Below are 26,001 nucleotides of genomic sequence, written 5' to 3' on the forward strand. Positions count from 1 at the left end.
GGGATTTACAACTGGCCGCCGCCGTCGATATCGATCACGGCGCCGGTCATAAAGCCATTTTCCATGGCCAGCACAAACCCCGCCGCCACTTCGTCGGCCTGCCCGACGCGACCTACTGGCAATGCGCTCTCCACCTTGGCAAACATCGCCAGGCGCTGCGTTTCGTCCAACCCGGCATACGCCGGCGTGTCGATCACGCCAGGACTGATCACATTGACCCGACGCGGTGCCAGCTCCTTGGCCAATTGCTTGCCCAGCGCTTCGGTGGCGGCATTGATACCGGTCTTGATGAACTGACCGGGCGCCAATTTGCGCCCCAGTTGACCGGAGGTCAGGCTGATGCTGCCGTGCTCGTCGAGGAACGGCAGCGCCCGTTGAATCGCGCGCAACGAACCCCAGAGTTTAACGTTGAAATTATCCTGGGCTTCGTCCAGGTCGGTGTCGATCAGGTTCTTGGCGCGCACCGACGGGCCGGCGGTATAGACCAGATGATCAAAGTGCCCCACGGCTTCGAACAGGCGTTGCAGCGAGGCGCTGTCGGTGACGTCCACCGGTTCGCTGCGCACGCCGTTATCGACGCCGGAGGACACACGCCGTCCAGCCAGCACCACCTGTGCGCCACGCGCGGCTGCCGCCTTGGCCACTGCCGCGCCAATGCCGCTGCTGCCGCCGATAACGATGACAGTTTTACCGCTGAGGGAATGGGTCATGGAGAAAGATCCTGGGTCAAAAAATGAGCGTTCATCTTCCCAGCTTGGCAATCAGCGAAAAATCCCGGTAAAACGACAAGATATTTAAAGGTTTTTTACAAATGAGCTCGATTCTCGACCTGGAAGTCTTCGTGCGCAGCGCCGACACCGGCAGCCTGTCGGCCGCCGCGCGCAGCCTCAGTCTCACGCCGGCCGCCGCGAGTATTGCGCTCAAGCGCCTGGAAACCCGCCTGGGCATACGGCTGCTGGCGCGCTCCACCCGCAGCATGCGCCTGACCGAGGAAGGCCGGCGCTATCTGGACAGCGTGCGTGTGGCCCTGGAAGCCCTGTCCGAGGGTGAACAGGCGATCAAGCAACAAGGCCAAAGCCTCAGCGGTTGGCTGCAATTGGCCGCGCCTTCGGATTTCGGGCGCAACGTGCTGCTGGGCTGGCTGGATGAGTTCAAGCTGGAGCACCCGAACATCCGCGTTCAACTGTTGCTGAACGACAGTAACGCCGACCTGTTCCGCGAAACCGTCGACATCGCGCTGCGCTTCGGTGTACCCCGTGACTCCAGCCTGGTGGCGTTGCCAGTGGTGCCGGACCACCGCCGCATCGCCTGCGCCAGCCCCGCCTACCTCACGCGCCATGGCGCACCGAGCACGCCGGCAGAACTGGCGCAACACAATACGCTGCGCTACATGCGCCAGGGGCGGGCCAACAACACCTGGTACTTCCGCCAAGGCGCCGAGCTGCAGGAAGTCGAGGTGACGGGCGACTATTTGAGCGATGACGGCGAAATCGTGCGGCGCTGGGCATTGGCCGGGCATGGCATCGCCTATAAAGCCAACCTGGATATCGCCAGCGACATCCAGGCCGGACGCCTGGTGCCACTGTTGACCGACTGGCAGGGCGAACACACGCCCTTCAATCTGATGTGCCCCCATCGCCTGCAAGTGTCGGAACGGGTGAAAGTGTTGCATCGCTTCCTCCAGACACGTTGCCGGACGCTGCTGAGCGTATGAAGAAACGCGCCCAGGGCTTGTCCCAGAGCCTGCGAGTCTGGTATTGCATGGCACACGTTTTCCTGATTTGAGGAGCTTTGTATGATTTATCGCACGTTGGGCCAATCCGGGTTGAAGGTCAGCGCCTTGACCCTGGGCACCATGATGTTTGGCGAACAGACCAACACCGAAGACTCGTTGCGCATCATCGACAAGGCCTGGGACCAGGGCATCAACTTCATCGACACCGCCGACGTTTATACAGGCGGACGTTCGGAAGAGCTGATCGGTGAAGCCATCGCCCGCCAGCGTCAGGATTGGGTGGTGGCGTCCAAGGTCGGCTTTGGCCCACCGGACGGTTTGCCCAACCGCAGCGGTTTGAGCCGCAAGCGTATTTTCAATGCACTGGAAGCCAGCCTGACCCGCCTCGACACCGACTACCTGGATATCTACTACCTGCACCGCGAAGACCACAACACCCCGCTGGAGGTCAGCGTATCGGCGATCGGCGACCTGATTCGCCAGGGCAAGATCCGTTACTGGGGCCTGTCCAACTACCGCGGCTGGCGCATTGCCGAAGTGATTCGCGTGGCCGAGCGCCTGGGCGTGGACAAGCCGGTGATCAGCCAGCCGCTGTACAACATCGTCAATCGCCAGGCCGAGGTCGAACAGATCACCGCCGCAGCCGCCTATGGCTTGGGCGTGGTGCCTTACAGCCCACTGGCCCGTGGCGTACTCAGCGGAAAATACGCACCCGATGCCAAGCCCGAGGCCGGCAGCCGCGCCGCGCGGCAGGACAAGCGCATTCTGGAAACCGAATGGCGGGTCGAGTCGCTGCGCATTGCCCAGCAAATCCAGCAATACGCCCAAGAACGTGGCGTGGGGATTGTCGAATTCGCAATCGCCTGGGTACTGAATAACGCGGCCGTCAGCTCTGCGATTGTCGGCCCGCGCACCGAAGCGCAGTGGGATGCGTACACCGGCGCACTGGATGTGAAGCTCACCGCTGAGGACGAGGCCTTTATCGACTCGCTGGTGACGCCGGGGCACTCGTCCACCCCGGGCTTCAATGATGTCGGTCATTTTGTGTCGGGCCGCATGGCACGCACGTAACCCCCGAAAAATCGCAGTTCACTGCCCTCCAGCCAAGGGCAGTGAGCAAAACCTGGATGAAACGCCCCAAAACAGAGCCACCTTCTGACGCCAAAAGCACTATATTCCCCTGCTGAAATCCCCCCTCTTTTGTATCCAACGGTTTTCGCGAGGACAGCGTGTCTAAAGGTGTTGTGTTATCGGTCTTGGCTTCGGTGTTGTTTGCCGTGATGTATTACTTCACGTCGCTGCTGACGCCCTTGAGTGGCCTGGAGATTTTCGGCTGGCGCATGTTACTCACCATGCCGTGCATGACGGTGTTCATGCTCATCAGCGGCGAATGGCGACGGGTATGGGACGTGCTGCGGATGCTGGCGGCCAGGCCGCGACTGATTGGCGGCATCGTGGTGTCCTCGGCGCTGCTCGGCGTGCAATTGTGGCTGTTCATGTGGGCGCCGCTGAATGGGCGCAGCATGGATGTGTCGGTGGGCTATTTCCTGCTGCCGCTGACCATGGTGCTGACCGGGCGCCTGGTGTACGGCGAACGCTTGTCGCGGCTGCAACAGATCGCGGTGTTTTTTGCAGCCCTTGGGGTGCTTAACGAACTGTATCAGGTCGGTGGTTTTTCCTGGGCCACGCTGGTGGTGATCATCGGTTACCCGGTCTATTTCGTGGTGCGCAAATACCTGACCACCGACCATTTGGGCGGGCTGTGGCTGGACATGGCGCTGATGCTGCCGGTGGCCTGGTGGTTTGTGCAAAGCGGCGAACAGGGCTTTGCGGTGATGGCGGCCCATCCGAAACTGTACGCGTTGATCCCGATGCTGGGCGTCATCAGTGCCTCGGCGCTGGTGAGCTATATCATTGCCAGCCGCTTGCTCGCATTCAGCCTGTTCGGGTTGCTCAGTTATGTGGAGCCGGTCCTGCTGCTGGGGGTGGCGTTGCTGCTGGGTGAAGGTATCAAGGCGGGCGAATGGCTGACCTACATCCCGATCTGGCTGGCGGTGATGGTGCTGGTGTACGAAGGCTTCAAGCACCTGGTGCGCCAACGCAGGGCATAAGCGCGAGAGCGTGGGGGGCATCCATGCCCTCCTGCTCAGGGCTGCGCCGCCATTCAGCGGGTTTGCACCTGGACTGTTGGCTGAACAGGCGTGCCAAATTGCTTTTCCAACAGGTCGGCCACGGCGTTCAGTTGCTCGCGCCTTGAGCCGTAAATCGGGATGTCGCTCTGCACTTGATTGCCTACCTCTTCCAGGGAGGCATCCATCACTTCTTTCTTGACGCCAAACAGATTGCCCAGTCGATTGCCCTGGTTCAGCTCGAGCAACGTGCCTGTGACCGGGTTCTTGGCGATTTTTTCGATAGAATAAGCCACGTCTTCAGGAACGCCCAACGCCTCCAGCGCCGTCCCCAGGCCATGGCCTGGGTTTCTGAGCTGCTTGAGGAACTCGTCGTAGAGCCCATTCAGATCATTGGCGCCCGCATTGCTCAGGAGAAGATTACCGAGATCCGCTTTGTATTCCTTGGGCGTCATCAATACGAGCGGGTCGTTATTGTTCAGCCCGTTACGCACTAAGTAGAGACCATCCTTGCTACCGCCATGCAGGTTGCCGTAACCGTCATAATAATAAAGCACCTTATTGCCATCCGCGCGCGTCCCGACGTAGGTAGCTGTGCCGTCCGGCGATAGGTTGTGGAGGCGCGTGTCGGTCAGGCCGTTGACCGGCACCGGCGGGGTGCTGGCGTCTTTGTCCAGGCGCGTAAAGATGTCCCCCTTCTCATACCCATAACTGCCGACCACCGCATTGGGATCGCCAGCGGCAAACTTTTCCAGCACCCGCTTGACACGCTCCACTTGCTTTGGCGCCGCGTCACTGGAGAAGTGTGCGGCAAGCTGGTCCACCTTCTTTGGATCGCTGAGCGCCGCCTTGAGCGAGGCTGTCATTTCTTCACGGGTGTTGAATGCGTGAAACGACTGACCTTCTTGCTCCGGCAAATACATCAGAAAGTTCGGCCCTTCGGCGGTCGCCGGCGTGCGCTTGGCCATGACGATGTCTTTGGCTTGTACGCCATCGACGGCAAAGGTCGACACCTGCACACCGGGTGCTCCCGGTTTGCCAGGCCTTACGACGGCAGTCGCCAGCGCTCGCCCGCCGGCACTCAGCGAACCGTCGCGGAACTCTGACTGTATGCGGTCCATGTAGTTTTGAAACGCCTGGTCGACTGGGTCCGAGTCGCTGGTCGAGCGGATGCGGCGAGTGGACACTGCGGGCTCGTTTTGCGCGTAAGGGGTAAGCGGATGTTGGCTTGCATAGGATGTATTGATCATAAAATGTATCCCGACGTGACTACTGAAGTTCGGCATCCCTGCATCAAGGCACAGGAGGTTTCCTGCGGCCCTGCCATCTTTGTGGACGCGGCTCGAAATACGGTTCCTCACACCTGGCGTACAAAAAAACCCGGCAGAGGCGACCTCGACCGGGCTTGTTGTGACGAGAAGGTGATCAGTCGGTGTTCAGTACACCGCGGCGCACCTGGTCACGCTCGATGGACTCGAACAGCGCCTTGAAATTGCCCTCGCCGAAGCCATCATCGCCCTTGCGCTGGATGAATTCGAAGAACACCGGACCCATCAGGGTTTCCGAGAAAATCTGCAACAGCAGGCGTTTGTCGCCTTCAATGGACGAACCGTCGAGCAGGATGCCGCGCGCTTGCAGTTGGTCCACCGGCTCGCCATGGTTCGGCAGGCGACCTTCGAGCATTTCATAGTAGGTATCCGGCGGCGCGGTCATGAAGCGCATGCCGATCTTCTTCAATGCGTCCCAGGTCTTGACCAGGTCGTCGGTGAGGAACGCCACGTGCTGGATGCCTTCACCGTTGAACTGCATCAGGAACTCTTCGATCTGCCCGGCGCCCTTGGACGACTCTTCGTTGAGCGGGATGCGGATCATGCCGTCCGGGGCGCTCATGGCCTTGGAGGTCAGGCCGGTGTACTCGCCCTTGATATCGAAATAGCGCGCTTCACGGAAGTTGAACAGCTTCTCGTAGAAGTTGGCCCAGTAGGCCATGCGCCCGCGATACACGTTGTGGGTCAGGTGATCGATGACCTTGAGGCCGGCACCGACCGGGTTGCGCTCTACGCCTTCGAGGTAGACGAAATCAATGTCGTAGATCGAACTGCCTTCACCGAAACGGTCGATCAGGTACAACGGCGCGCCGCCGATGCCCTTGATCGCCGGCAGGTTCAGCTCCATCGGCCCGGTGTCGATATGGATCGGCTGGGCGCCCAGTTCCAAGGCGCGGTTGTAGGCCTTTTGCGAGTCCTTCACACGGAACGCCATGCCGCACACCGATGGGCCGTGCTCGGCCGCGAAGTAGGAGGCGATGCTGTTGGGTTCGTTGTTGAGAATCAGATTGATCTCACCCTGGCGATACAGGTCGACGTTCTTGGATCGGTGGGTCGCGACTTTGCTGAAGCCCATGATCTGGAAGATCGGCTCCAGGGTGCCTGGGGTGGGTGATGCGAATTCGATGAATTCAAAGCCCATCAGGCCCATTGGGTTTTCGTATTGGTCAGCCATTTTCGGCGCCTCTTCATTCTTGGGATGAACGGATGTCAATTGCCAGCAAGGATGAAGTGGGAGGGAGGCGCACACGAGAGACCTCGCACGCTGCGGGCGAGGAAGTCACCGAAGATGAGGGGGGAGCCGAGTAGCTTCATGGGTACATCAGTCTCTGACGGCTGAGGCTTGCGTGAGCGCAAGTCCATATTCTTGTATGCGTAAATCGATTCTACACAGCGTAACAGCGTTTGTCCGTACTCTTATCAAATCCCCATTGGCCTGCTCGGAGCAAGGGGTTTGTTGCACAGGTAAATACCGAGCAGGATCACCGCGCCGCCCAACAGCATCGGCAGAGTCAGTCGCTCATCCAGCAACGCCGCGCCGCAAATGACGGCGGTCAGCGGATTCAGCGCGATAAACACACCGGCGCGGGTCGCGCCGATTCGGCGGATGCCGTCGTACCAGCCGATATACGCCAGCGCCGAGCCCAGCACCCCGAGGTACAACAGGCTGAACAGTTGCGGCCAATGCACGGCGGCCAGCGCATTCAGGCTGATCCTGCCACTGATGAGGGTTGTGGCCGTCAGCATTACTGTCCCCAGCAGAATCGACCACGTGACCGTTTGCAACGCGCCCAGGCTCTGGTTGAGCTCACGGGAACACAATGAGTACACGCCCCACCCCACCACGCAGCCGAAGATCAGCACATCGCCGACCCACGCGTTGGCTGCGGCCTGCAGCAGTTGGGGATTGCGGCTGACAATCACCGTGCCTGCGCCGACCAGGCACAAGGCAATCCCCAGCCACTTGGCCGCGCCCAGGCGCTCCTTGAACAGCCACCATGAAGCCACGCCGATCACTGCGGGGTTTAGGGCCACGATCAAGGAGGCTCGCGATGCATTGATGTAATGCAGGCCGTAAAAGAAGCACAGGTTGTAGAAAAAGATGCCGAAAAAACCCAGCACGGCCAGGCGCGCCCATTGCCTGGCGTCAGGGCGAGTCAGGCGCACGCGTGCGCAGGCCATGAACAGCAACAGTGCAACGCTCGCCGATAGAAAACGCAGGGTCGCGGCCAGCAGCGGGTCAAGGTCGGCCGCCAGGTAGCGGCCGGCCACAAAGGTCCCGCCCCAGATCACGGTCACAGCGGCGAGCTTCAGATAAGTCGAGCGGTCGGAGGAAGATGTCATCGGCGGGTTGCTCTGTGGCCTGTAGGATTGGCGTATCCTCCAGCTAATGATCAATCATCGTAAAATGAGTAAATACTCATGACCCTCACGCAATTGGAAATATTCTCGCGGGTCGCCGAACTGCAAGGTTTCACCAGTGCGGCCCTTCGCCTGGGGATCAGTCAGTCTGCCGTGTCCCATGCGATCAAAGCCCTGGAGCAAGAGCTGGGGGTGGAGTTGTTTCGACGCCATCAGTCCCCAATCGAGCTCAGCGATATCGGCCGGCAACTGCTGATGCGCGCCCGCACGTTGCTCGGCGTGGCCGACACCTTGCAGCAGGAAGCCTGCGACGCGCGCGGGATGAAACGCGGTACGCTGCGCATCGGCTCTTTCGGCCCCACCTCATCCAATCGCCTGCTGCCGCGCATTCTAAAGCGCTATCGGCTGCAGCATCCGGGCATTGAAGTGCATGTCGACGAAGGCCCGGATCGCCAAGTGATCCAATGGCTGGATGAGCGGCGTATCGACGTCGGGTTTGTGGTACTGGAGCACGAACGATTCGATACGTTTGCGCTGTTCAAAGACCAGATGGTCGCCCTTTTGCCCGCCGCCCACCCCTTGGCCGAACGCCCTTGCGTGGCACTGAAGGCGCTGTGCACTGACCCGTTCATCCTCACCGAAGCCGGCTCGCTGGAACTGGTTTCGCGACTGTTCGACAGCGCCCGGTTGACCCCGAATGTGCGTTATCGCTGTTCGCAATTGCTCAGCACCCTGGAGGCGGTGAGTCGCGGCGACGGCGTCAGCGTGGTGGCGCAGGCGTCGCTGCCCGAAACGCCGGATGCGCGCTACACCGTGCGCCCGCTGTCGCCGCCGGTCAGCCGCGAAGTTGGCCTGGCGGTGCTGGATCAACGCCAGTCGACACCGGCGACCCTGGCCTTTATTCAAGTTGCACAAAGCGTGGATTTCTCTGCCGCGGCGAGCTTAATTGAGCCCGGCCATCTATCATCGAGTTAATCCTGCGCCTTGCGGCGTTCCGCCTCCCACCACAGACCGTTCGCCCCATGCCCCTGACCGTCAACGGCCCGCAAAAACGCGCCACCCGCTACCTGATCAGCGCACTCAGCGCGCTGCTGCCAATCGGCCTGGGCATACTCATCCTGCACTGGCAGGCTGAACGCACGCTGCAACAAAGTACCGCGCAGATGGCCCAGGAAGCGGTGCGCCAGTTCGACCTGATGCTCGACAACACCGCCCTCGCCGCCCAGGCCTTGCTGCCACTGGCCGGCCAGCCCTGTGACAGCGGCGTGCAGCTGGCACTGCGCGAGCAAGTCACGCGCCGGCCGTTTGTACGGGCAACCACCTTGTCCTGGCAGAAGAAAATCTATTGCAGCTCCTTGTTCGGCGGCGGTTATGAATCGCAGGTCAACCCGGGCGATTATGTCGATGGGCGCTTGTGGTTGATGGATGGCAACCCGGTCACACCGGATACCGCGCTGCTGGTATACCGCCTGGTCGACGGCGATCAAGGCGCCTTTGCGTCGATTGACGGCTACCACCTGACCAACGCCCTACGCCTGATCAGCCGCCACGCAGAGCTGGTCCTGCAGGTAGGGCCGCACTGGATGGGCGCTGACGGCAAGGTGCAGGACACGGCGTTGCCGGTATTTGCCGTGGCCCATCACCATCTGGTGTCGCCGCGTTATCACTACAGTGTCGACGCCGGCATGCCGGCCGGGGAAACCTGGCGCTATATGCAGGAGCGTTACCCGGCGCTGTTCAGCCTGGTGGTGTTCTTCGGTGTACTGGCGGGCGTGCTGGCTCACTGGCTGCAGAAACGCTCGTCGGCCCCGACCCACGAGCTGCAACGGGCCCTGGGCGCCAATGAGTTCGTCGCCTATTTCCAGCCGGTGGTACGCGGCGATACGCGCGAGTGGGCCGGCTGCGAAGTCTTGATGCGCTGGAACCACCCCAAGGAAGGCCTGGTGCGGCCGGACCTGTTCATTCCGCTGGCCGAGGATTGCGGCCTGATCGTACCCATGACGCGCGCGCTGCTGCGCCAGACGGCAGCGCAACTGGCGCCGCATGCCGAGCGTTTTCCCCGCGGTTTCCATATCGGCGTGAATATCACCGCGCGTCATTGCCAGGACTTGGCCCTGGTGCAGGACTGTCGCGAGTTTCTCGCGGCCTTCCCGCCTGGCCAGGTAACCTTGGTGCTGGAACTGACCGAGCGCGAGCTGATCAACCCTACGGACATCACCCGCCGCCTGTTCGATGCGCTGCATGAACTGGGCGTGATGATTGCAATCGATGACTTCGGTACCGGTCACTCCAGCCTGGCCTACTTGCGCAACTTCAATGTCGACTACTTGAAGATCGATCAAAGCTTTGTCGCCATGATCGGTGTAGATGCACTCTCGCGGCATATTCTGGACAGCATCATAGAGCTGTCCGGCAAGCTCGACTTGGGCATCGTTGCCGAAGGCGTGGAAACAATCGAGCAATGTGAATACCTGGCGGCACAAGGCGTGGATTTCCTGCAGGGTTACCTGTTCGGGCGCCCGCTGCCCTGCGACGAGTTCATTAAATCCCTGATCAGCCATTGAATAGCCATCTACCGCGCCGATGAAAGAGTGTTAATTAGCTAAAGACATGATTTACTCGTGACGGATTAACTACTACAATTTTTCATACCTGTGCAGAACTCGCAGGAAGGCTTCTTTCTTGAGTCGCCTTACAGCTCTTGGCTTATAGCGTTATCTGCAGTTGATATCAGCCAAATACACTATTGGAGTAAAGATTTTGTCCAGACTCGCCGAATTTCGCGCAGCAGAAAAAGCCCTTCAAGAGCAGCTTGCCCAGCTGGAATCCCTGAAGAACGACGCTGGCCTGAAGAAAGAAATCGAATTCGAAGAAAAGCTGCAAGCGTTGATGAAGAGCTATGGCAAGGGCCTGCGCGATATCATTTCCATCCTTGACCCTAACCCAGGCAAGGCCGCAGCGGTCGCCACCGCACCAAAACAGCGTCGCGCACGCGTGGTCAAGGTTTACCAAAACCCGCACACCGGCGAACTGATCGAGACCAAAGGCGGCAACCACCGCGGCCTGAAAGCCTGGAAAGAACAGTACGGCGCTGCCACTGTAGATTCCTGGCTTCGCGGCTGATCGACAACGCACTTGCAAAGAGCCCCGCAACAGCGGGGCTTTTTTGGTTTAAACGTTCGAATGCGAACTTAAATAACATTTCACTTTGTTCAAAAACGCTTACCGTGGGGCCTTTTCAAAGTTTCAGGCTGTCACGCACCGAACGGACTTCATCCTTGCTCGCTTCGTATGCTTGCGCCTGCCCTGCGTATGAAAAAACAAAGGCTTTATCGGTATCAACAGCGCCCACCAATGTTTGCGAGAGTACGTGGCGGCCGTTCTCGGTAATCACACAAGTAGTTTCCAGCGCCTCAAGACGACTCAATGTTGTAGGATGCATCTTGCTGCACACACTTTGATAGCCGCCCTGGGCAAAGTCTTTCTGGATGGACTTGCGCATTTCCAGTAACACGCCCTCAAGATTGACGGCATGCCCGGCCTCGATCGGCGTGCCCGTCAACTCCATGACCATCACTGTCGCGCCATTTTCATCATTCTTGATTGCCCGTTGCCGAGACACCGGTTGAGTGTTGGCGGGCGTCTCCCCGGCAGGCTCCACTTCCTCGATTTGCCAGCCGCTGGGCCAGTGAATTTCCGGTTCGGCCGCCAGCGCCAAAGGGCTACCCAAGAACAAACACAACGTGCTCAACAACGCTGTACGACATTCGCTCATTACAAAAACATCCCAGGTTCAAGCGCCGAAGTTTGCGGCCCAGCCCCTGCGGCTCGCAAGGCCTGCGTGGGCTTTTTCATTTGGCGCGGCGGGCGGGCGTTGCGTATCATGGCCCAGCCGCACGAATGCTTGCCGCAAGCCAAGGGAACGCACCGCTCATCTCACGCCGCGTTTGCCCCATTTTTTTCTGGAGGGCCCATGAGCCTGCATGATCTGAACACTTTCCCGGGCGTCACCGCCCAGCCTGACACCGCCACGTCGAACTTCGTGTTCAACCACACCATGCTGCGGGTCAAGGACATCACCAAATCCCTGGATTTCTACACCCGCGTCCTCGGGTTCTCGCTGCTCGAAAAGCGCGACTTCCCGGAAGCCGAATTCAGCCTGTACTTCCTCGCACTGGTGGACAAGGCCCGGATCCCCGCAGACGCCGCCGAGCGGACCCAGTGGATGAACTCGATCCCAGGCATCCTGGAACTGACCCACAACCACGGCACCGAAAACGACGCCGACTTCGCCTACCATAACGGCAACACCGACCCACGCGGCTTTGGCCATATCTGCATTTCGGTGCCGGATATCGTGGCCGCGTGCGAGCGCTTCGAAGCCCTGGGCTGCGACTTCCAGAAGCGCCTGAGCGATGGCCGCATGAAAAGCCTGGCGTTCATCAAGGACCCGGACGCTTACTGGGTTGAGATCATTCAGCCCACGCCGCTGTAAAAATCCGACGCCATCAAAATGTCCGATGCCACGCCTAGCGTGAGGACATGAGACGCCAAGAAAACCTACACGGCGCAGCCCTCCGCTCACTGAAGCACTGGCGCTTTGGTGGGCTGGGGGCCATATGGGTGTGCAGCGGTTGCACGCTTGGGCATGTCAGAACCAAGCCCCGGCAACCGCAATGAAACGACCCAGGCCGGCGGACGTCATCGCGCAATCCCCAAGCGTGCCGCGAATGGCGTGTTACGCAGACTCTCCATAACGGAAGAATTCTATGAAGGCCCGCAATGCAGGACGCATCAGTCGCCGGGAAGGATAGTAGATATAAAAGCCATCGAAGGGTGGACACCACTCTTCCATGACGGAAATCAGCCTGCCTGCGTGGACATCGGCCAAAACGCTTTCCTCAAACAAAAAAGCCAGCCCAATGCCGTCGAGGGCGGCCTGCCTCATCAGTTCCTGCTGTGGCAGGATCAGATTGCCGTTCACCCCGACACTGACGGCATGCCCGTCGCGCTCCAATTCCCAGCGGTAGATACGGCCACTCTGGAACCTGCGGCGGATGCAGTTGTGTGCGGCCAGGTCGCGGGGGTGCAGAGGTTTGGGATGCCCGGCGAAGTAAGCCGGGGCCCCAACGATCATGCCGCGCCGTGCCCCACCAGCACGTACCGCGATCATGTCGATCTCCAGGCTCTCCCCGAGCCTGATCCCGGCGTCACACCCTTCCTCGACTATGTTCTCAAACGTATCCGAAACGCGAATGTCGAGCTCAATCGCAGGATAGAGCGCCACGAATGCCGGCAGTCGACGCATGATGACTTCCTGGACAGCGAGGAGCGGCATCGTGATCCGTAAGGGACCAGAAGGAGCAACAGCATCCTCCGTAACTTCCGCGAACCCGGTTTCGATTTCGGCGAGGGGGCCTGCGACCCGTGCCAGAAGGCGTTCGCCCTCCTCTGTCGGGCGTGTCGAGCGTGTGGTCCTTGCCAATAGGCGCAGCCCCAAGGCGCCCTCTAACGTGGAGACCGCATGGCTGACCGCAGAAGGCGCGATGCCGAGTTGATCGGCCGCCGCGCGAAAGCTGCCTGTCTTGGCGACGGCGACGAAAACGACGAGTTGGGAGAGCTGTGTTCTGTCCATTGCTCTAAATTTTAGATCAACACAATCTCGCTTGCACGGATTATCAGTACTAGTCGCTCGCTCTACCCTGTTCGTATTCCGGCTAACTTCACAGAGGAACACGTTATGGAACATCGCAAATTAGGCAAAATCGACGTCTCGGCCATCGGTTTGGGCTGCATGGGACTGAGCCAGGCCTATGGCGTCCAAGATGAAGCCAGTTCAATCCAGACACTGCATCGTGCAGTCGAACTTGGCGTAACCTTCTTCGATACTGCCGAGGTTTATGGCCCGTATCGCAACGAGATACTTCTGGGCAAGGCGCTCAAGCCGTATCGGGAACGCGTGGTCATCGCGACGAAGTTTGGCTTCATCTACAACCGGGATCGGAACGATTTCGGTGAAATCACCGGAACGGATGGCCGTCCCGAAAATGCCCGGGCCGTCGCGCACGCTTCGCTGAAGCGCCTCGATACCGACGTCATCGATCTCTACTATCTGCACCGTGTCGACCCAGCGGTGCCCATCGAAGAGAGTGTCGGAGCAATGGCCGAACTGGTCACCGAGGGCAAGGTTCGCGCGATCGGCCTTTCCGAAGTCTCTGCCGAGACATTGCGCCGAGCCCACGCCATCCACCCGATCACCGCGTTACAGAGCGAATATTCTCTGTGGACGCGTGATGTCGAAACCAATGGCGTTCTCGACACTTGCCGCGAGCTGGGCATTTCCTTCGTGCCGTTCAGCCCGCTCGGCCGCGGCTTCCTGACCGGCAAGGCGCCCGTTACCGCCACGCTGGAAGCGGGAGATTTCCGACACAATCTGCCGCGCTTCCAGCCTGGGCACGTCGAGGCAAACCGCAGGTTGGTGAGCGTGATCGAAGAAATCGCCGCCGCAAAAGGAGTGAGCGCTGCGCAAGTCGCCCTGGCTTGGGTGCTGGCCCAGGGCAACGACATCATTCCGATCCCCGGTGCGAAACGCCTCGAACATCTGGAGCAGAACGTCGCTGCGACCCGCCTGAAATTGACCGAAGAGGAATGCACCTGGCTCGAAGCGACGTTCTCGCCCGAAAACATCTCGGGCGACCGATACCCAGCAGCGTTTGAGGTGATGTCTCAGAAATAAAACCCGCACTGAAGGTGCAGACCTTGTGTATCGGGCAGTGGCGTAGCCCAGCAAAATACGCTACCGAAACCATCCTGAAATAAAAAACCCCATGTTTACACACGGGGTTTTTTATTTACGGCGCGGACTTCAGGCCGGCGCCGAGGTCCGGATCAGGTGATCGAACGCGCTCAGGGAAGCCTTGGCGCCCTCGCCCACCGCAATCACGATCTGCTTGTACGGCACAGTGGTCACGTCACCGGCAGCGAATACACCCGGCAGTGACGTTTCGCCACGCGCATCGACAATGATCTCGCCCCGGGGCGACAGTTCGACGGTGCCTTTGAGCCAATCGGTGTTGGGCAACAAACCGATCTGCACAAAGATGCCTTCCAGGCCGATGGTCGTGAACTCGCCATTGTCGCGATTCTTGTACACCAGGCCGGTGACTTTCTGGCCATCGCCTTTAACTTCACTGGTCAGTGCGCTGGTGATCACGTCGACATTCGGCAGGCTGAACAGCTTGCGTTGCAACACAGCATCAGCCCGCAGCTTGCTGTCGAATTCGAGCAAGGTCACGTGGCTGACGATGCCGGCCAGGTCGATGGCCGCTTCGACGCCGGAGTTACCGCCACCAATCACCGCTACGCGCTTGCCCTTGAACAGCGGGCCATCACAGTGCGGGCAGAAACACACGCCCTTGGCCTTGTATTCCTGCTCGCCCGGAACGCCCATTTCACGCCAGCGGGCGCCGGTAGCCAGGATCACCGTCTTCGACTTGAGCGTCGCACCGCTTTCAAAACGGATTTCGTGCAAGTCACCGGCATTTTTCGCCGGCACCAGGCTGCTGGCACGCTGCAGGTTCATGATGTCCACGTCGTACTGACGCACATGAGTTTCAAGCGCGCTGGCCAGTTTCGGCCCTTCGGTTTCCTGTACCGAGATAAAGTTCTCGATGGACATGGTGTCCAGCACCTGGCCGCCAAAACGCTCGGCCGCCACACCGGTACGGATACCTTTGCGCGCAGCGTAGATAGCCGCCGCCGAACCGGCCGGGCCACCGCCGACCACCAGCACATCGAATGCGGCTTTGGCACTGATCTTCTCGGCGGCTTTTTCGATACCGCTGGTGTCGAGCTTGGCGAGGATTTCTTCCAGGCCCATGCGGCCCTGACCGAAGTTCACACCGTTGAGGTAGACACTTGGCACGGCCATGACCTGGCGCTCATCGACTTCGGCCTGGAACAGCGCGCCGTCGATGGCCACATGCTTGATGTTCGGGTTCAGCACGGCCATCAGGTTCAGCGCCTGGACCACGTCCGGGCAGTTCTGGCATGACAGCGAGAAGTAAGTCTCGAAGCTGAACTCGCCTTTGAGCGCGCGAATCTGTTCAATCACTTCGACACTGGCCTTCGACGGGTGGCCACCGACTTGCAGCAGGGCCAACACCAGCGAAGTGAATTCATGCCCCATGGGGATGCCGGCAAAACGCAGGCTGATCTCGGCACCCGGGCGGTTGATGGAGAACGAGGGCTTGCGTGCATCGTCACCCTCGGTTTTCAGGGTAATCAGCGTGGTGAGGCTGGTTACGTCCTGCAAAAGTGCAAGCATTTCCTGGGATTTCGCGCCGTCATCGAGGGAGGCGACGATCTCAATCGGCTGGGTGACCCGTTCCAGGTATGACTTCAACTGAGCTTTAAGATTGGCGTCCAACATACGGGCGATTCCTTTGAATTTGGTAAAAAAAACGCCCGAGCGAATCTCGCCCGGGCGTTTTTGAGGGCGGTTGCAGCTTACTTAGGTGCGGAATCCCGCCCTTGATGTGTCACAGACTTAGATCTTGCCGACCAGGTCCAGGGACGGAGCCAAGGTGGCTTCGCCTTCTTTCCACTTGGCTGGGCACACTTCGCCTGGGTGGGCAGCGACGTACTGAGCGGCTTTGATTTTGCGCAGCAGCTCGGAAGCGTCACGACCAACACCGCCGTCGTTCAGTTCAACGATCTTGATCTGACCTTCTGGGTTGATCACGAAAGTACCGCGGTCTGCCAGGCCGGCTTCTTCGATCAGCACGTCGAAGTTGCGGGAGATGGTCAGGGTTGGGTCGCCGATCATGGTGTACTGGATCTTGCCGATGGCTGGCGAGGTGTTGTGCCAGGCAGCGTGGGCAAAGTGGGTGTCGGTGGAAACGCTGTAGATTTCGACGCCCAGCTTCTGGAATTCGGCATAGTTGTCAGCCAGGTCTTCCAGCTCGGTCGGGCAAACGAAGGTGAAGTCGGCCGGGTAGAAGAACACTACGGACCATTTGCCTTTCAGGTCAGCGTCAGACACGTCTACGAAGTTGCCGTTTTTGTAGGCGGTCGCTTTGAACGGTTTTACTTGGCTGTTGATGATAGGCATCGTTGACTCTCCGTCAGGGGTTGGTAAGTTGATGAAGTGAATCCTACCCACTCTCTTGGCCGATGGCTCATTGGCAAACCTGATGCTCGCGATTGGCTTTCTCTATCAGTCGACAGTATTAATAGAAGAAACCTCAAATCAGCGGCGCAGTTGCCAGGGTCATGCCTAGAAAGGGTGTCACTTCAACATAGCGCATGGCGGATTTCATGTCGTTCCAGCCGACGTAACTCATCAACGACTTCAAATCCCAACCACTGCGATGGGCCCACGTGGCAAAGCCCCGACGCAGGGAGTGGCTGGTGTAGTGCTCCGCCGCAATGCCCGCACGCTCCAGAGCCTGGCGCAACAGCGGGATCACGCTGTTGGGGTGCAACCCCGCCTCGCCCAGGTTGCCCCAGCGGTCAATCCCGCGAAACACCGGGCCGCGGACCAGCGCCGAGGCACTGAGCCATTCACTGTAGGCCTGCACCGGGCACAGCCGCAGCAATGCCGGGGTTTGGTAGGTCTTGCCGAGGTTGTCGCGGTCGCTTTTGCTGCGCGGCAGGTACAGGCTGATGCCGGCCCCGGGCACGGCCTGAACGTGCTCGATGCTCAATCGGCACAACTCATCACTGCGAAAGCCGCGCCAGAAGCCGAGCAGGATCAATGCGCTGTCGCGTTTGGCGCGCAACAGCCGGGCGGGGTCCCGGGCTTCGCTCGCTGCGCGCGCCTCCCCTTCCAGGCACGCAACCACCTGTTCCAGATGCTTGAGCTGCAACGGCTGCGCCTGCTTCTCCCGCGCCGGGTGTACGGCGCGAATTCCCTTGAGCACCTGGCGCACGACCGGCGCCTTGGTCGGGTCGGGAAAACCCTGGCTCGTATGCCATTGCGCCAATGCCGAAAGGCGCAACTTCAAGGTATTCACCGCCAACACCCCGGCATGGGCCACGAGGTAGCGCGCCACGCTGTCACTGGTGGCGGGCAGGAATCCGCCCCAACTCACCTCGAAGTGCTCGATGGCTGCGCGATAGCTGCGGCGCGTGTTATCGCGGGTAGCGGCGTTGAGGTAACGATCCAGATCGCTCATGAAAGCCTTTTCGTACTGCTGATAGGGCGCACTTACGGTGAAAACTGCGCTGACACGGGATAATACGCCAATATCCCATCCGTTAGATCATGATTTTTAACTCGTTTTTATTCATGATATGATATGTAAATACATACCATGTACCACAGTACTAAATCGACGGAGACCCCATGGCTCGTGGCGGCATAAACAAAGCAGTCGTTCAAACGGCACGCCTGGCGATCCTCGCCCGCGGCGAAAACCCCAGCATCGATGCGGTACGCATCGAAATGGGCAATACCGGCTCGAAAACCACGATTCATCGCTACTTGAAGGAACTGGACGAGAGCGAAACGCGGCAGACCATCACCGAAGCGCCCATCGACGATGAACTCGGCGAATTGGTGGCACGGCTTGCCCAGCGCCTGAAAGAGAAAGCCCAAGAGCCCATCGACTTGGCCCTGGCGCAATTCGAGCAACAGAAAACCGCCCTGCTCGCCCAGCTCGAAACCCTGCAAGCAGCCCACAACCAACTGCAACAGCAATTCGATATCCAGGCCGCGGCCCTTGCCGAAGAAAGCGCAGCCCTGCAAACCACCAGCACCAGCCTGCAGACCGAACAAACCCGTAACGCCGGGTTGAGCCAGGCATGCAGTGACTACGAGCTGCGCATCAGCGACAAGGACGAACAGATTCGCTCGCTGGAAGACAAACACCTGCACGCCCGGGATGCGCTGGAGCATTACCGCAACGCCATCAAAGAACAGCGCGAACAGGAGCAACGACGCCACGAAGGCCAGGTGCAACAGGTCCAGGCGGAACTGCGCCAGGCCCAGCAGAGCGCCATGGTGCGCCAGGACGAGATCACCCAGTTGCACCGCGACAACGAGCGCCTGCTGATCGAACATCGGGTGACGGTGAAGGAGTTGGCGACACTGCAGGAGCAAGTGCGCAAGGACCAGGCGCAACAACTCCACCTGAGCGAACAGTTGAAGCAGATCGACAGCGAACGCACCCTGCTCCAGGAACGCCTGCGGGTCGCGGTGCAAGACAGTCAGTCACGCCAAGCCGCGCTGAGCGAATTCCAGCAGGCCAACAAGGCGCTGGAGCTGGACCTGATCAAGGCTCAGGCCAGCATCGAGTCGTTGCGTCTGACAGCCGCCGTTGCAGCGACCGCCGAGGCAACGCCCAGCACCTGATCAGTCGGCCACGGGCGTTCGCATGGTGACGAACTCTTCGGCCGCCGTCGGGTGTACGCCAATGGTTTCATCAAAATGCTGCTTGGTCGCGCCCGCCTTGAGCGCGATCGCCAAGCCCTGCACGATTTCCCCGGCGTCCGGGCCGACCATATGGCAACCCAGGACCCTGTCGGTGTCGGCGTCGACCACCAGTTTCATCAGGGTTTTTTCCTGGCAGCCGGTCAATGTCAGCTTCATCGGCCGGAAACGGCTTTCGAAAACCTTCACCTTATAGCCTTTGCCCTTCGCATCTTCCTCGCTCAGACCGACCGTACCGATGTTCGGCAGGCTGAACACGGCCGTCGGGATCATCGCGTAGTCCACCGGACGATACTGCTCCGGCTTGAACAAGCGACGCGCCACGGCCATGCCTTCGGCCAGGGCCACTGGGGTCAACTGCACGCGACCGATCACATCGCCAATCGCCAGGATCGACGATTCGGCGGTCTGGTACAGGTCATCCACTTCGACAAAACCGCGCTTATCCAGTTTGACCCCGGTGTTTTCCAGGCCCAGGTTATCCAGCATCGGCCGACGGCCGGTGGCGTAGAACACGCAGTCTGTTTCCAGCACGCGCCCGTCTTTGAGGGTGGCCTTGAGGCTGCCGTCGGCTTGCTTGTCGATCCGTTCGATATCGGCATTGAACTGCAGATCCAGGCCACGTTTGGTCAATTCTTCCTGCAGATGCTTGCGCACCGCACCGTCAAAACCGCGCAGGAACAAGTCGCCGCGATACAGCAAAGAAGTCTGCGCACCCAAACCATGGAAAATTCCGGCGAACTCAACGGCGATATAGCCACCGCCAACCACCAGCACGCGCTTGGGCAGCGTTTTGAGGAAGAACGCTTCATTGGAACCGATCGCGTGCTCATGCCCCGGTATCTGCGGGATCTGCGGCCAGCCGCCGGTCGCGATCAGGATGTGCCTGGCCGTGAAGCGCTCGCCATTGATTTCCACCTGATGCGGATCGACCAGTCGCGCATGCCCTTCATGCAGGGTCACGCCGCTGTTGACCAGCAGGTTGCGATAGATGCCGTTGAGGCGGTTGATCTCGCGGTCCTTGTTGGCGATCAGGGTCGCCCAGTCAAAGTTCGCCTCCCCCAGGGACCAGCCGAAACCGCTGGCCTGCTCGAAGTCTTCGGCAAAATGCGCGCCGTAGACCAGCAGTTTCTTCGGCACGCAGCCGACGTTCACACACGTGCCGCCCAGGTAGCGGCTTTCCGCCACGGCCACCTTGGCGCCAAAACCGGCGGCAAAGCGCGCAGCACGAACACCGCCGGAACCGGCGCCAATTACATACAGGTCAAAATCGTAGGCCATTTCACTCTCCTCGGCAGGCAATCAGCATACCGACTTAGTTGGGGGTGAAAAACGAAAAAGCCACCCGAAGGTGGCTTTCTCTTACAACAGGCGGGCAACCGTGAATCAGTAAGCCTTGCCAGTCTTGTAGAAGTGCTCGTAGCAGAAGTTGGTCGCTTCGATGTAGCCTTCGGCGCCACCGCAGTCAAAACGACGACCCTTGAACTTGTACGCGATCACGCAACCGTCTTTGGCCTGCTTCAACAGGGCGTCGGTAATCTGGATCTCGCCACCCTTGCCCGGCTCGGTTTCTTCGATCAGCTTGAAGATGTCCGGGGTCAGGATGTAACGACCGATGATCGCCAGGTTCGACGGGGCATCTTCAGGCGCTGGCTTCTCGACCATGTCGCGCACGCGGATCAGGCCATCGCCGATGTCGTCGCCAGCGATCACGCCGTACTTGTTGGTTTCTTGAGGATCGACCTCTTGAACCGCGACGATGGTGCAACGGTACTTCTGGTACAGCTTGACCATCTGGGTCAGTACGCCGTCGCCTTCCAGGTTCACACACAGGTCGTCGGCCAGTACCACGGCGAACGGTTCGTCACCGATCAGCGGACGGCCGGTCAGGATGGCGTGGCCGAGGCCTTTCATCTGGGTCTGACGGGTGTAGGAGAACGAGCACTCGTCGAGCAGCTTACGGATACCAACCAGGTATTTTTCCTTGTCGGTGCCTTTGATCTGGTTTTCCAGCTCGTAGCTGATGTCGAAGTGGTCTTCCAGCGCGCGCTTACCACGGCCGGTAACGATAGAGATTTCATTCAAACCGGCATCCAGTGCCTCTTCGACGCCGTACTGGATCAGTGGCTTGTTCACCACCGGCAGCATCTCTTTGGGCATGGCCTTGGTCGCTGGCAAGAAGCGAGTGCCGTAACCGGCTGCTGGGAACAAGCATTTCTTGATCATATGGGTCCTTACAAAGGGCTGTGCGTACGGAATTCGGCGCAGTCTAATCAGGCCGCAGTCACCTTACAATGGGTCCTGCTGGCGTTGCGATGTCATCATAGAGAAAAAATGTCGGCGTAAGTTCCGCTAATCCTACAAAGAGCTTCACCAATACCCCGACAAAAACAGCGTAGCCCTGTGGCTTGAAAAGGGCTGCAACCCTTTTAGCACGCTTCGGCGCCGCAAACATTGACCTGGAATAACTTGGGCGGTGGCGCGACAATTGGCGCTATCATTACGCCCTTGAACCAGACTACGAGATTGTTAATAGATGTCAGAACCCAAAGGCGTGAACGGCTACCTGATCACTAAGCGAGCGGACGGTTGGCACCTGATCAACTTCCACGGCGACAGCGTCGCTGGCGCATTCGCGACCGAGAGCCAGGCAACTGCGGTTGCAGAAGTGTTTGTGGATGAAGCGGGCCACGCATCGAGCAAGCGACCGAAGGGCAAGTAAGCCTTGGAAGCTGCGTAAAAACGCCCCGGTGAACGGGGCTTTTTTGTATCTTTTGTATAACCCTGGAATAGGCTTACACCTGACTTTCAGGACGAGACATGTCTATACGTAGATGGCAGTTCGCTATAGTCTCGTCGAAACGCCCCACGACAGTGTCAGCGCACCCTCCAACACCCTCGATGATGAACACATATGAACAAGATTCTGGCACTCACTGCAGTATTGGCGCTCGCCGGCTGCACGACCACGTCTGATGTCTACCTGAAAAACGGCGAACAAGGCCTGACCATCGACTGCTCGGGCGAAGCCAATTCCTGGGCCAGTTGCTACGAAAAGGCCGATGCCTCTTGTGCGGGCACCGGCTACCGTATCGTCGGTACCGAAGGCACGCCTTCGCTCAAGGAAAGCGAAAAGACCCTGGGCCAGGACGTGGGCAACTTCAAAAGCCGCAGTGTGGTGGTGGTCTGCAAGTAAGCGTTACGTCTACAGCTGGATATCGGCAAACTTGATACCCAGGCCACGGACGGTCTCCACCAGCTCATCCAGGCGCGAGAAAGATTCGACTTCATCCTGATCGTCCACCAGGAAAAAACTGCGACCGCCGCTTTTCTTGAAGAATACGATCCATTCCCCGAGGTCAGCCGGGTTCTGGATGATGTGAGTGGCCGATATCTGACCTTCGGCCTGGCGAGCCCTGACGTGTTCACGCTTCATGAAAGACTTCCCAAAAAAGACACATGCCGCACAAACCGAGGGTTTGCGCGGCATTTTTGCGTTGATTGGGCGTGAGTCTAACGGATGCCCTGCCCAATCAACACGCCTTCTACGGTTTGGCCGTAGAGATTGACCCCATCGTTGGCGTGGAATTTGACCCGGGTTTTCTCCACGGAACCGTCAACCAGCCGCGGGTCCTGCGGTCGCTCGTGGCTGTTGACGTAGGCCGCCACGTCCCAGGCTTGCTGGTCGCTCAGGCTGCCACCCTTGCCCAGCGGCATGTTGTGCTTGATGAAGGACGCCGCAGTATTGATGCGGTGCATGCCGGCGCCCCAATTGTAGGAGTCCTTCCCCCACAACGGTGGCATCACGTAACTGTCACCGACCTTCTGGCCCTGCCCTTCGGGGCCATGGCAGACGGCGCATTGCCCTTTGTAAACCTGCGCGCCCCCGGACAGGTCATAACCCTTGGCCGGTTGGGCCACGTCGGGATACCCACGGCCTGGTAACTCCACGCCCAACGGTGCTTTGCTGGCCAGCCAGTAGGCGTACACCGAGAGCGCGGTAATTTCGCGACTATCAGCGGTCGGCGGCGTACCGCCGTTCATGCTGAATTGGAAACACCCCTGCAAGCGCTCGGCAAAGGTGTTGACCTTGTCGTTCTTCTTTCGATAGGCCGGATACATCGGGTAGGCGCCCCACAGCGGCGCCGAGTTGGCCAGGCGGCCCTGATCCAGGTGGCAGTTGCTGCAGTTGAGCCCGTTACCGACGAATGTCGGCGCCAGGCGCTTGGTATCCACGAACAACGCGTAGCCCTCCTTGACCAGCTTGCCGTAGGCATTGTCAGGCAGCTCGCTCTCTTGGGGCGGCTGGAATTGACTGACAGCCGCATGGCCGGCAGAAGGCTGCAACTGCGACTGGTCTTCCATGGCGATCGTAGCGGCGTGGGCGGACGGCAGACCCAACAGTCCTAGAACTAAAACAAACGGGCTCATGGCTTGGCCTCCAGTTTCAGTGAGGCGAAATACTGGGCCACGCCCTGTACTTCATCCGGCGTCAGGGATTTTGCGATGTGGCCCATCAGGTCATTCGGGTCGTTGTGACGGGTGCCGTTTTGCCAGGCCGTCAACTGTGCTGCCAGGTAGGTGGCCGGCTGACCGGCAAGAGGCGGGAACGTGTCGCCGACACCTGTACCGGCAGGACCATGGCAACTTGCACATGCCGGAATCTGCCGCTCCCAGGCGCCCTGCTGGGCAAGCTTTTGCGCAGCACCGATAGGCATCTCGCTGCGATGGATCGGTTGCGGGACGACGCCTGGCATCGCCGCCAGCGCCTGGCTGACAGCGTCGATCTCAGCGTCAGTGAGGGCATTCGCCAAGGGTTGCATCACCGGGTTGGCACGCGTGCCGCGCTTGAAGTCTTCCAACTGTTTACGCACATACAGGGCCGGCAACCCCGCCAACCTGGGGAAGCCCGCGGCGGCGAGCCCCGCGCCATCGGCGCCATGGCAGGCTACGCAGGGCATGGCGCCCGGCTGCGAGCCGCCCTCGGTGAATATCTTCTTCCCATCCAGCGCGTGGGCATTGCCCAGCAGCAACATCAGCGCACTGCCTATCAGTACTCGTTCCAGAGACATCATCACGGCTCCATTTTTTATAGTTATATATTTAGGCGTTTATGTCATAAGCCTACAAATGGTAGGAGAACCTTCCCGCCGCGACAACTGCGAAAACGCACCACCAAAAAAAAGCCCGACACTGCAACGGCAGGTCAGGCTTCTTTATCGGATTCAAACGGACCGTGTAAACGCGCGGCCTCAGCCGGAAATGCAGTCCTCCCCGGCCTTCTTCACATCGCCCGGGCGGATCGGCACATTGGACATGCTCTCGTAGAGCTTGATGCTGCTGCCACTGGAGCGCTCGTCAATCTCGAAAATAGCCGACGGGTCAGCGGAGAATTTCTGCGGCACAATCACCTGCACGCCGTCTTTATGCGGCTCGATCTGCGGCGGCCGGCGGGTAGTCGACAATTTGCGTACCACACAGGCTGCATATTCCTGCGGTTTTTTCCCTGAAATGACCGCCAAGGTCGGGGGGGTCTGCTTGATATCTGCAACCGAAGCACACCCACCAATCGCCAAGGCCAGAACCAACACACTCCACTTCATATAAAACCTCCGATAAAGACCCTAGGACAGCGGGGATGGTAATTTTCTCCCGCCAACGTAGGATTTATCCCTGATAACTCGGTAAATAACTGTTTTAAATTGTCGAAGTCGTCGACGACGGCCCGATAATAAACGCGCTGGGGCTGATAAACTCTATCTTAACCTACGTATCGTTCTGATTTTTCAGAAAAAGCCCTTCTGGAGACACCCGCCCATGAAATTCATCCACCAGCGTGAGCACCTCAACGAGGGAGATATTGTCGTCATCGAATGCTCACAGACTTGTAATATTCGTCTGATGAGCGATGCGAATTTTCGCAGCTTCAAGAATGGCGGCCGTCACACCTACCACGGCGGCGCGTTCGACAAGTTCCCGGCGAAAATCACCGCGCCGAGCACCGGTTTCTGGAACATCACCCTGGACGTTGTGACGCGCCGCGCCATCAGCGTTACCCGCAAACCTGCGCTGTCCCACAAGATCCGCATCGTTCGTCGCACCAACAGCAAATTGAGCTGATCCGAACACTCGACAGGAAAAAAGCTGTGGCCACGACCAAATACGTCATCAAGTACAAACTCAACGGCGAACGCCGCTTTGAGTTTGCCCAACTGCACAGCAACAGCGTCGAAGAAGCCAAGCTAGTACTGGCGAAGATTCACGACGCCAGCGATGAAATCACTGACATCAACGTGAGCAAGGCGCTGTAAGCCCATGCCCGGCCCGACTGTCGACCTGTTCGCCGACGACGCCCTGCAACAACCCGCAGGGCGTGAGCAGATTGGCGAACAGTCCCACGTTCTGAGGGGCTATGCCCTGCCCTGGATTGAGCATCTTCTGCCAGCGTTGCGCTGCGTGCTGGCTCAGTCGCCGTTTCGGCAAATGGTTACGCCTGGTGGTTTCACCATGTCGGCCGCGCTGAGCAGTTGCGGAGAACTGGGTTGGACCACCGATCCCAGCGGCTACCGCTACACCGCGCTTGACCCGCGCAGTGGCCACCCCTGGCCAGCCATGCCCGAAACGTTGCGCCAACTGGCGGCACACGCGGCGGCCGACGCCGGGTTCAGCGATTTTGTGCCCGATGCCTGCCTGATCAACCGTTATGTGCCGGGGGCAAAGATGTCGTTGCACCAGGACAAGAACGAACGCTGCTATACCGCGCCGGTGGTTTCCGTGTCGCTGGGGCTGCCGGCGATCTTCCTGTTCGGCGGCCATGCACGCAGCGACAAGCCGCAAAAAATCTCGTTGTTCCATGGCGATGTGGTGGTGTGGGGCGGGGTTGATCGTCTGCGCTTCCACGGAGTAATGCCGGTCAAGGACGGCACGCATCCGGTCATGGGCCCGCAACGCATCAACCTGACCTTTCGCACCGCCGGCTGATTTGACCGCAAGCTTCAGAGTGCCAGGCCGCCG

The 26,001-nt window shown here is 59.5% G+C and carries 29 protein-coding genes; 14 read left to right on the forward strand and 15 right to left on the reverse strand.

The genetic code is table 11. The features are described 5' to 3' along the window. Positions 1 to 5: 5 nt before the first annotated feature. Positions 6 to 710: an SDR family oxidoreductase gene (locus tag C5F70_RS10160; protein ID WP_104903234.1), complete on the reverse strand. Its 705-nt coding sequence runs from the start codon at positions 708 to 710 to the stop codon at positions 6 to 8. 101 nt (positions 711 to 811) lie between these two features. On the opposite strand from C5F70_RS10160, the gene C5F70_RS10165 reads away from it, so the two are divergent. The 3 genes from C5F70_RS10165 to rarD all read left to right on the forward strand — a co-directional run bounded on the left by C5F70_RS10165 (position 812) and on the right by rarD (position 3,846). Further along, complete coding sequence (locus C5F70_RS10165) at positions 812 to 1,714, forward strand: LysR family transcriptional regulator (protein WP_104903235.1); 903 nt, start codon at positions 812 to 814, stop codon at positions 1,712 to 1,714. Between the two features lie 81 nt (positions 1,715 to 1,795). Then, positions 1,796 to 2,806 (forward strand): aldo/keto reductase, encoded by a 1,011-nt coding sequence (locus C5F70_RS10170; protein ID WP_104903236.1) that lies wholly within the window; start codon positions 1,796 to 1,798, stop codon positions 2,804 to 2,806. 158 nt (positions 2,807 to 2,964) lie between these two features. Continuing rightward, on the forward strand, positions 2,965 to 3,846 hold the full coding sequence (gene rarD, locus C5F70_RS10175; RefSeq protein ID WP_102617074.1) for an EamA family transporter RarD: 882 nt from the start codon (positions 2,965 to 2,967) through the stop codon (positions 3,844 to 3,846). Between the two features lie 53 nt (positions 3,847 to 3,899). On the opposite strand, the gene C5F70_RS10180 is transcribed toward rarD, so the two are convergent. The 3 genes from C5F70_RS10180 to C5F70_RS10190 form a co-directional block, all read right to left on the reverse strand. Beyond that, positions 3,900 to 5,114, reverse strand: coding sequence for a dermonecrotic toxin domain-containing protein (locus C5F70_RS10180; protein ID WP_256588388.1), 1,215 nt, complete (start codon positions 5,112 to 5,114; stop codon positions 3,900 to 3,902). A gap of 175 nt (positions 5,115 to 5,289) precedes the next feature. Then, positions 5,290 to 6,366, reverse strand: coding sequence for a 4-hydroxyphenylpyruvate dioxygenase (gene hppD, locus C5F70_RS10185; protein ID WP_017846293.1), 1,077 nt, complete (start codon positions 6,364 to 6,366; stop codon positions 5,290 to 5,292). Between the two features lie 245 nt (positions 6,367 to 6,611). After that, positions 6,612 to 7,535 (reverse strand): DMT family transporter, encoded by a 924-nt coding sequence (locus tag C5F70_RS10190; RefSeq protein ID WP_104903238.1) that lies wholly within the window; start codon positions 7,533 to 7,535, stop codon positions 6,612 to 6,614. A gap of 78 nt (positions 7,536 to 7,613) precedes the next feature. Here C5F70_RS10190 and C5F70_RS10195 point away from each other — a divergent pair, with 78 nt between their 5' ends. The 3 genes from C5F70_RS10195 (at position 7,614) to C5F70_RS10205 (ending at position 10,676) form a co-directional block, all read left to right on the forward strand. Next, positions 7,614 to 8,528 carry a LysR family transcriptional regulator gene (locus C5F70_RS10195; RefSeq protein WP_046383527.1) on the forward strand — a complete coding sequence of 305 codons (915 nt, stop codon included), beginning with the start codon at positions 7,614 to 7,616 and terminating at the stop codon, positions 8,526 to 8,528. A 47-nt stretch (positions 8,529 to 8,575) separates the two neighbouring features. Beyond that, positions 8,576 to 10,117 carry an EAL domain-containing protein gene (locus C5F70_RS10200; protein ID WP_104903239.1) on the forward strand — a complete coding sequence of 514 codons (1,542 nt, stop codon included), beginning with the start codon at positions 8,576 to 8,578 and terminating at the stop codon, positions 10,115 to 10,117. Between the two features lie 196 nt (positions 10,118 to 10,313). Then, the gene (locus C5F70_RS10205) at positions 10,314 to 10,676 is read left to right on the forward strand and encodes a histone-like nucleoid-structuring protein, MvaT/MvaU family (protein WP_017846297.1); all 363 of its coding nucleotides are present in this window, start codon (positions 10,314 to 10,316) and stop codon (positions 10,674 to 10,676) included. A gap of 115 nt (positions 10,677 to 10,791) precedes the next feature. Here the strand turns inward: C5F70_RS10205 and C5F70_RS10210 are convergent, their stop codons facing one another. Then, entirely contained in the window at positions 10,792 to 11,328 is a 537-nt protein-coding gene (locus tag C5F70_RS10210) for a DUF4946 domain-containing protein (protein ID WP_104903240.1), read from the reverse strand. A 198-nt stretch (positions 11,329 to 11,526) separates the two neighbouring features. Between C5F70_RS10210 and gloA the strand changes: the two genes are divergently transcribed. Continuing rightward, positions 11,527 to 12,048: a lactoylglutathione lyase gene (gloA, locus tag C5F70_RS10215; RefSeq protein WP_017846299.1), complete on the forward strand. Its 522-nt coding sequence runs from the start codon at positions 11,527 to 11,529 to the stop codon at positions 12,046 to 12,048. A gap of 243 nt (positions 12,049 to 12,291) precedes the next feature. Here the strand turns inward: gloA and C5F70_RS10220 are convergent, their stop codons facing one another. Continuing rightward, complete coding sequence (locus tag C5F70_RS10220) at positions 12,292 to 13,188, reverse strand: LysR family transcriptional regulator (RefSeq protein WP_104903241.1); 897 nt, start codon at positions 13,186 to 13,188, stop codon at positions 12,292 to 12,294. A gap of 105 nt (positions 13,189 to 13,293) precedes the next feature. On the opposite strand from C5F70_RS10220, the gene C5F70_RS10225 reads away from it, so the two are divergent. Further along, positions 13,294 to 14,289, forward strand: a complete 996-nt coding sequence (locus tag C5F70_RS10225) for an aldo/keto reductase (RefSeq protein WP_104903242.1) — start codon at positions 13,294 to 13,296, stop codon at positions 14,287 to 14,289. 129 nt (positions 14,290 to 14,418) lie between these two features. Here the strand turns inward: C5F70_RS10225 and ahpF are convergent, their stop codons facing one another. From ahpF to C5F70_RS10240, 3 genes are all read right to left on the reverse strand, one after another. Then, positions 14,419 to 15,984 carry an alkyl hydroperoxide reductase subunit F gene (gene ahpF, locus C5F70_RS10230; protein ID WP_104903243.1) on the reverse strand — a complete coding sequence of 522 codons (1,566 nt, stop codon included), beginning with the start codon at positions 15,982 to 15,984 and terminating at the stop codon, positions 14,419 to 14,421. 117 nt (positions 15,985 to 16,101) lie between these two features. After that, positions 16,102 to 16,665, reverse strand: a complete 564-nt coding sequence (gene ahpC, locus C5F70_RS10235; protein WP_010210361.1) for an alkyl hydroperoxide reductase subunit C — start codon at positions 16,663 to 16,665, stop codon at positions 16,102 to 16,104. A 133-nt stretch (positions 16,666 to 16,798) separates the two neighbouring features. Next, on the reverse strand, positions 16,799 to 17,731 hold the full coding sequence (locus C5F70_RS10240; RefSeq protein WP_104903244.1) for a site-specific integrase: 933 nt from the start codon (positions 17,729 to 17,731) through the stop codon (positions 16,799 to 16,801). A gap of 170 nt (positions 17,732 to 17,901) precedes the next feature. Here C5F70_RS10240 and C5F70_RS10245 point away from each other — a divergent pair, with 170 nt between their 5' ends. Continuing rightward, a complete protein-coding gene (locus tag C5F70_RS10245; RefSeq protein WP_104903245.1) occupies positions 17,902 to 18,909 on the forward strand; it encodes a DNA-binding protein in 1,008 nt (335 codons plus the stop codon). Here C5F70_RS10245 and gorA read toward each other — a convergent pair whose 3' ends face one another. Together gorA and galU are read right to left on the reverse strand one after the other, a co-directional pair. Further along, positions 18,910 to 20,268 carry a glutathione-disulfide reductase gene (gorA, locus tag C5F70_RS10250; protein ID WP_046489458.1) on the reverse strand — a complete coding sequence of 453 codons (1,359 nt, stop codon included), beginning with the start codon at positions 20,266 to 20,268 and terminating at the stop codon, positions 18,910 to 18,912. Positions 20,269 to 20,373: 105 nt separating this feature from the next. Then, entirely contained in the window at positions 20,374 to 21,213 is an 840-nt protein-coding gene (galU, locus tag C5F70_RS10255; RefSeq protein WP_003212579.1) for a UTP--glucose-1-phosphate uridylyltransferase GalU, read from the reverse strand. Between the two features lie 310 nt (positions 21,214 to 21,523). Between galU and C5F70_RS10260 the strand changes: the two genes are divergently transcribed. Together C5F70_RS10260 and C5F70_RS10265 are read left to right on the forward strand one after the other, a co-directional pair. Further along, positions 21,524 to 21,709: a hypothetical protein gene (locus C5F70_RS10260; RefSeq protein ID WP_017846306.1), complete on the forward strand. Its 186-nt coding sequence runs from the start codon at positions 21,524 to 21,526 to the stop codon at positions 21,707 to 21,709. 192 nt (positions 21,710 to 21,901) lie between these two features. Then, positions 21,902 to 22,183 carry a hypothetical protein gene (locus tag C5F70_RS10265; RefSeq protein WP_017846307.1) on the forward strand — a complete coding sequence of 94 codons (282 nt, stop codon included), beginning with the start codon at positions 21,902 to 21,904 and terminating at the stop codon, positions 22,181 to 22,183. 9 nt (positions 22,184 to 22,192) lie between these two features. Here C5F70_RS10265 and C5F70_RS10270 read toward each other — a convergent pair whose 3' ends face one another. The 4 genes from C5F70_RS10270 to C5F70_RS10285 form a co-directional block, all read right to left on the reverse strand. Then, positions 22,193 to 22,423 carry a hypothetical protein gene (locus C5F70_RS10270; protein WP_046383538.1) on the reverse strand — a complete coding sequence of 77 codons (231 nt, stop codon included), beginning with the start codon at positions 22,421 to 22,423 and terminating at the stop codon, positions 22,193 to 22,195. Positions 22,424 to 22,500: 77 nt separating this feature from the next. Further along, positions 22,501 to 23,418: a c-type cytochrome gene (locus tag C5F70_RS10275; protein ID WP_026139942.1), complete on the reverse strand. Its 918-nt coding sequence runs from the start codon at positions 23,416 to 23,418 to the stop codon at positions 22,501 to 22,503. Then, positions 23,415 to 24,062 carry a c-type cytochrome gene (locus C5F70_RS10280; RefSeq protein WP_017846310.1) on the reverse strand — a complete coding sequence of 216 codons (648 nt, stop codon included), beginning with the start codon at positions 24,060 to 24,062 and terminating at the stop codon, positions 23,415 to 23,417. Before C5F70_RS10280 ends, C5F70_RS10275 begins: the two co-directional genes overlap by 4 nt. A 177-nt stretch (positions 24,063 to 24,239) precedes the next feature. Beyond that, positions 24,240 to 24,590, reverse strand: a complete 351-nt coding sequence (locus C5F70_RS10285; protein ID WP_046383541.1) for a hypothetical protein — start codon at positions 24,588 to 24,590, stop codon at positions 24,240 to 24,242. Positions 24,591 to 24,804: 214 nt separating this feature from the next. Here C5F70_RS10285 and C5F70_RS10290 point away from each other — a divergent pair, with 214 nt between their 5' ends. From C5F70_RS10290 to alkB, 3 genes are read left to right on the forward strand one after another with little or no spacing between them, the layout of a single operon-like run. Beyond that, positions 24,805 to 25,107 carry a DUF1883 domain-containing protein gene (locus tag C5F70_RS10290; RefSeq protein ID WP_017846312.1) on the forward strand — a complete coding sequence of 101 codons (303 nt, stop codon included), beginning with the start codon at positions 24,805 to 24,807 and terminating at the stop codon, positions 25,105 to 25,107. 26 nt (positions 25,108 to 25,133) lie between these two features. Next, complete coding sequence (locus tag C5F70_RS30785; RefSeq protein WP_177410553.1) at positions 25,134 to 25,298, forward strand: hypothetical protein; 165 nt, start codon at positions 25,134 to 25,136, stop codon at positions 25,296 to 25,298. A gap of 4 nt (positions 25,299 to 25,302) precedes the next feature. Further along, positions 25,303 to 25,968, forward strand: a complete 666-nt coding sequence (gene alkB / locus C5F70_RS10295) for a DNA oxidative demethylase AlkB (protein WP_046489457.1) — start codon at positions 25,303 to 25,305, stop codon at positions 25,966 to 25,968. Positions 25,969 to 26,001 lie beyond the last annotated feature (33 nt).

Origin of the sequence: Pseudomonas sp. LH1G9, assembly GCF_002949975.1 — a bacterium.
In the GTDB taxonomy this organism is placed as follows: Bacteria; Pseudomonadota; Gammaproteobacteria; order Pseudomonadales; family Pseudomonadaceae; genus Aquipseudomonas; species Aquipseudomonas veronii.

Bases quoted from the DNA above. Each gene is read 5' to 3' on its own strand.
- C5F70_RS10225 (WP_104903242.1), top strand. From the start codon at position 13,294: ATGGAACATCGCAAATTAGGCAAAATCGACGTCTCGGCCATCGGTTTG.
- C5F70_RS10285 (WP_046383541.1), bottom strand. From the start codon at position 24,590: ATGAAGTGGAGTGTGTTGGTTCTGGCCTTGGCGATTGGTGGGTGTGCT.
- gorA (WP_046489458.1), bottom strand. From the start codon at position 20,268: ATGGCCTACGATTTTGACCTGTATGTAATTGGCGCCGGTTCCGGCGGT.
- C5F70_RS10240 (WP_104903244.1), bottom strand. From the start codon at position 17,731: ATGAGCGATCTGGATCGTTACCTCAACGCCGCTACCCGCGATAACACG.
- C5F70_RS10265 (WP_017846307.1), top strand. From the start codon at position 21,902: ATGAACAAGATTCTGGCACTCACTGCAGTATTGGCGCTCGCCGGCTGC.
- C5F70_RS10280 (WP_017846310.1), bottom strand. From the start codon at position 24,062: ATGATGTCTCTGGAACGAGTACTGATAGGCAGTGCGCTGATGTTGCTG.
- ahpC (WP_010210361.1), bottom strand. From the start codon at position 16,665: ATGCCTATCATCAACAGCCAAGTAAAACCGTTCAAAGCGACCGCCTAC.
- C5F70_RS10165 (WP_104903235.1), top strand. From the start codon at position 812: ATGAGCTCGATTCTCGACCTGGAAGTCTTCGTGCGCAGCGCCGACACC.
- C5F70_RS10260 (WP_017846306.1), top strand. From the start codon at position 21,524: ATGTCAGAACCCAAAGGCGTGAACGGCTACCTGATCACTAAGCGAGCG.
- C5F70_RS10290 (WP_017846312.1), top strand. From the start codon at position 24,805: ATGAAATTCATCCACCAGCGTGAGCACCTCAACGAGGGAGATATTGTC.
- galU (WP_003212579.1), bottom strand. From the start codon at position 21,213: ATGATCAAGAAATGCTTGTTCCCAGCAGCCGGTTACGGCACTCGCTTC.
- hppD (WP_017846293.1), bottom strand. From the start codon at position 6,366: ATGGCTGACCAATACGAAAACCCAATGGGCCTGATGGGCTTTGAATTC.
- C5F70_RS10160 (WP_104903234.1), bottom strand. From the start codon at position 710: ATGACCCATTCCCTCAGCGGTAAAACTGTCATCGTTATCGGCGGCAGC.
- C5F70_RS10195 (WP_046383527.1), top strand. From the start codon at position 7,614: ATGACCCTCACGCAATTGGAAATATTCTCGCGGGTCGCCGAACTGCAA.
- C5F70_RS10275 (WP_026139942.1), bottom strand. From the start codon at position 23,418: ATGAGCCCGTTTGTTTTAGTTCTAGGACTGTTGGGTCTGCCGTCCGCC.
- C5F70_RS10270 (WP_046383538.1), bottom strand. From the start codon at position 22,423: ATGAAGCGTGAACACGTCAGGGCTCGCCAGGCCGAAGGTCAGATATCG.
- alkB (WP_046489457.1), top strand. From the start codon at position 25,303: ATGCCCGGCCCGACTGTCGACCTGTTCGCCGACGACGCCCTGCAACAA.
- C5F70_RS10210 (WP_104903240.1), bottom strand. From the start codon at position 11,328: ATGAGCGAATGTCGTACAGCGTTGTTGAGCACGTTGTGTTTGTTCTTG.
- C5F70_RS10245 (WP_104903245.1), top strand. From the start codon at position 17,902: ATGGCTCGTGGCGGCATAAACAAAGCAGTCGTTCAAACGGCACGCCTG.
- C5F70_RS10180 (WP_256588388.1), bottom strand. From the start codon at position 5,114: ATGATCAATACATCCTATGCAAGCCAACATCCGCTTACCCCTTACGCG.
- gloA (WP_017846299.1), top strand. From the start codon at position 11,527: ATGAGCCTGCATGATCTGAACACTTTCCCGGGCGTCACCGCCCAGCCT.
- C5F70_RS10220 (WP_104903241.1), bottom strand. From the start codon at position 13,188: ATGGACAGAACACAGCTCTCCCAACTCGTCGTTTTCGTCGCCGTCGCC.
- ahpF (WP_104903243.1), bottom strand. From the start codon at position 15,984: ATGTTGGACGCCAATCTTAAAGCTCAGTTGAAGTCATACCTGGAACGG.
- C5F70_RS10190 (WP_104903238.1), bottom strand. From the start codon at position 7,535: ATGACATCTTCCTCCGACCGCTCGACTTATCTGAAGCTCGCCGCTGTG.
- C5F70_RS10200 (WP_104903239.1), top strand. From the start codon at position 8,576: ATGCCCCTGACCGTCAACGGCCCGCAAAAACGCGCCACCCGCTACCTG.
- C5F70_RS10170 (WP_104903236.1), top strand. From the start codon at position 1,796: ATGATTTATCGCACGTTGGGCCAATCCGGGTTGAAGGTCAGCGCCTTG.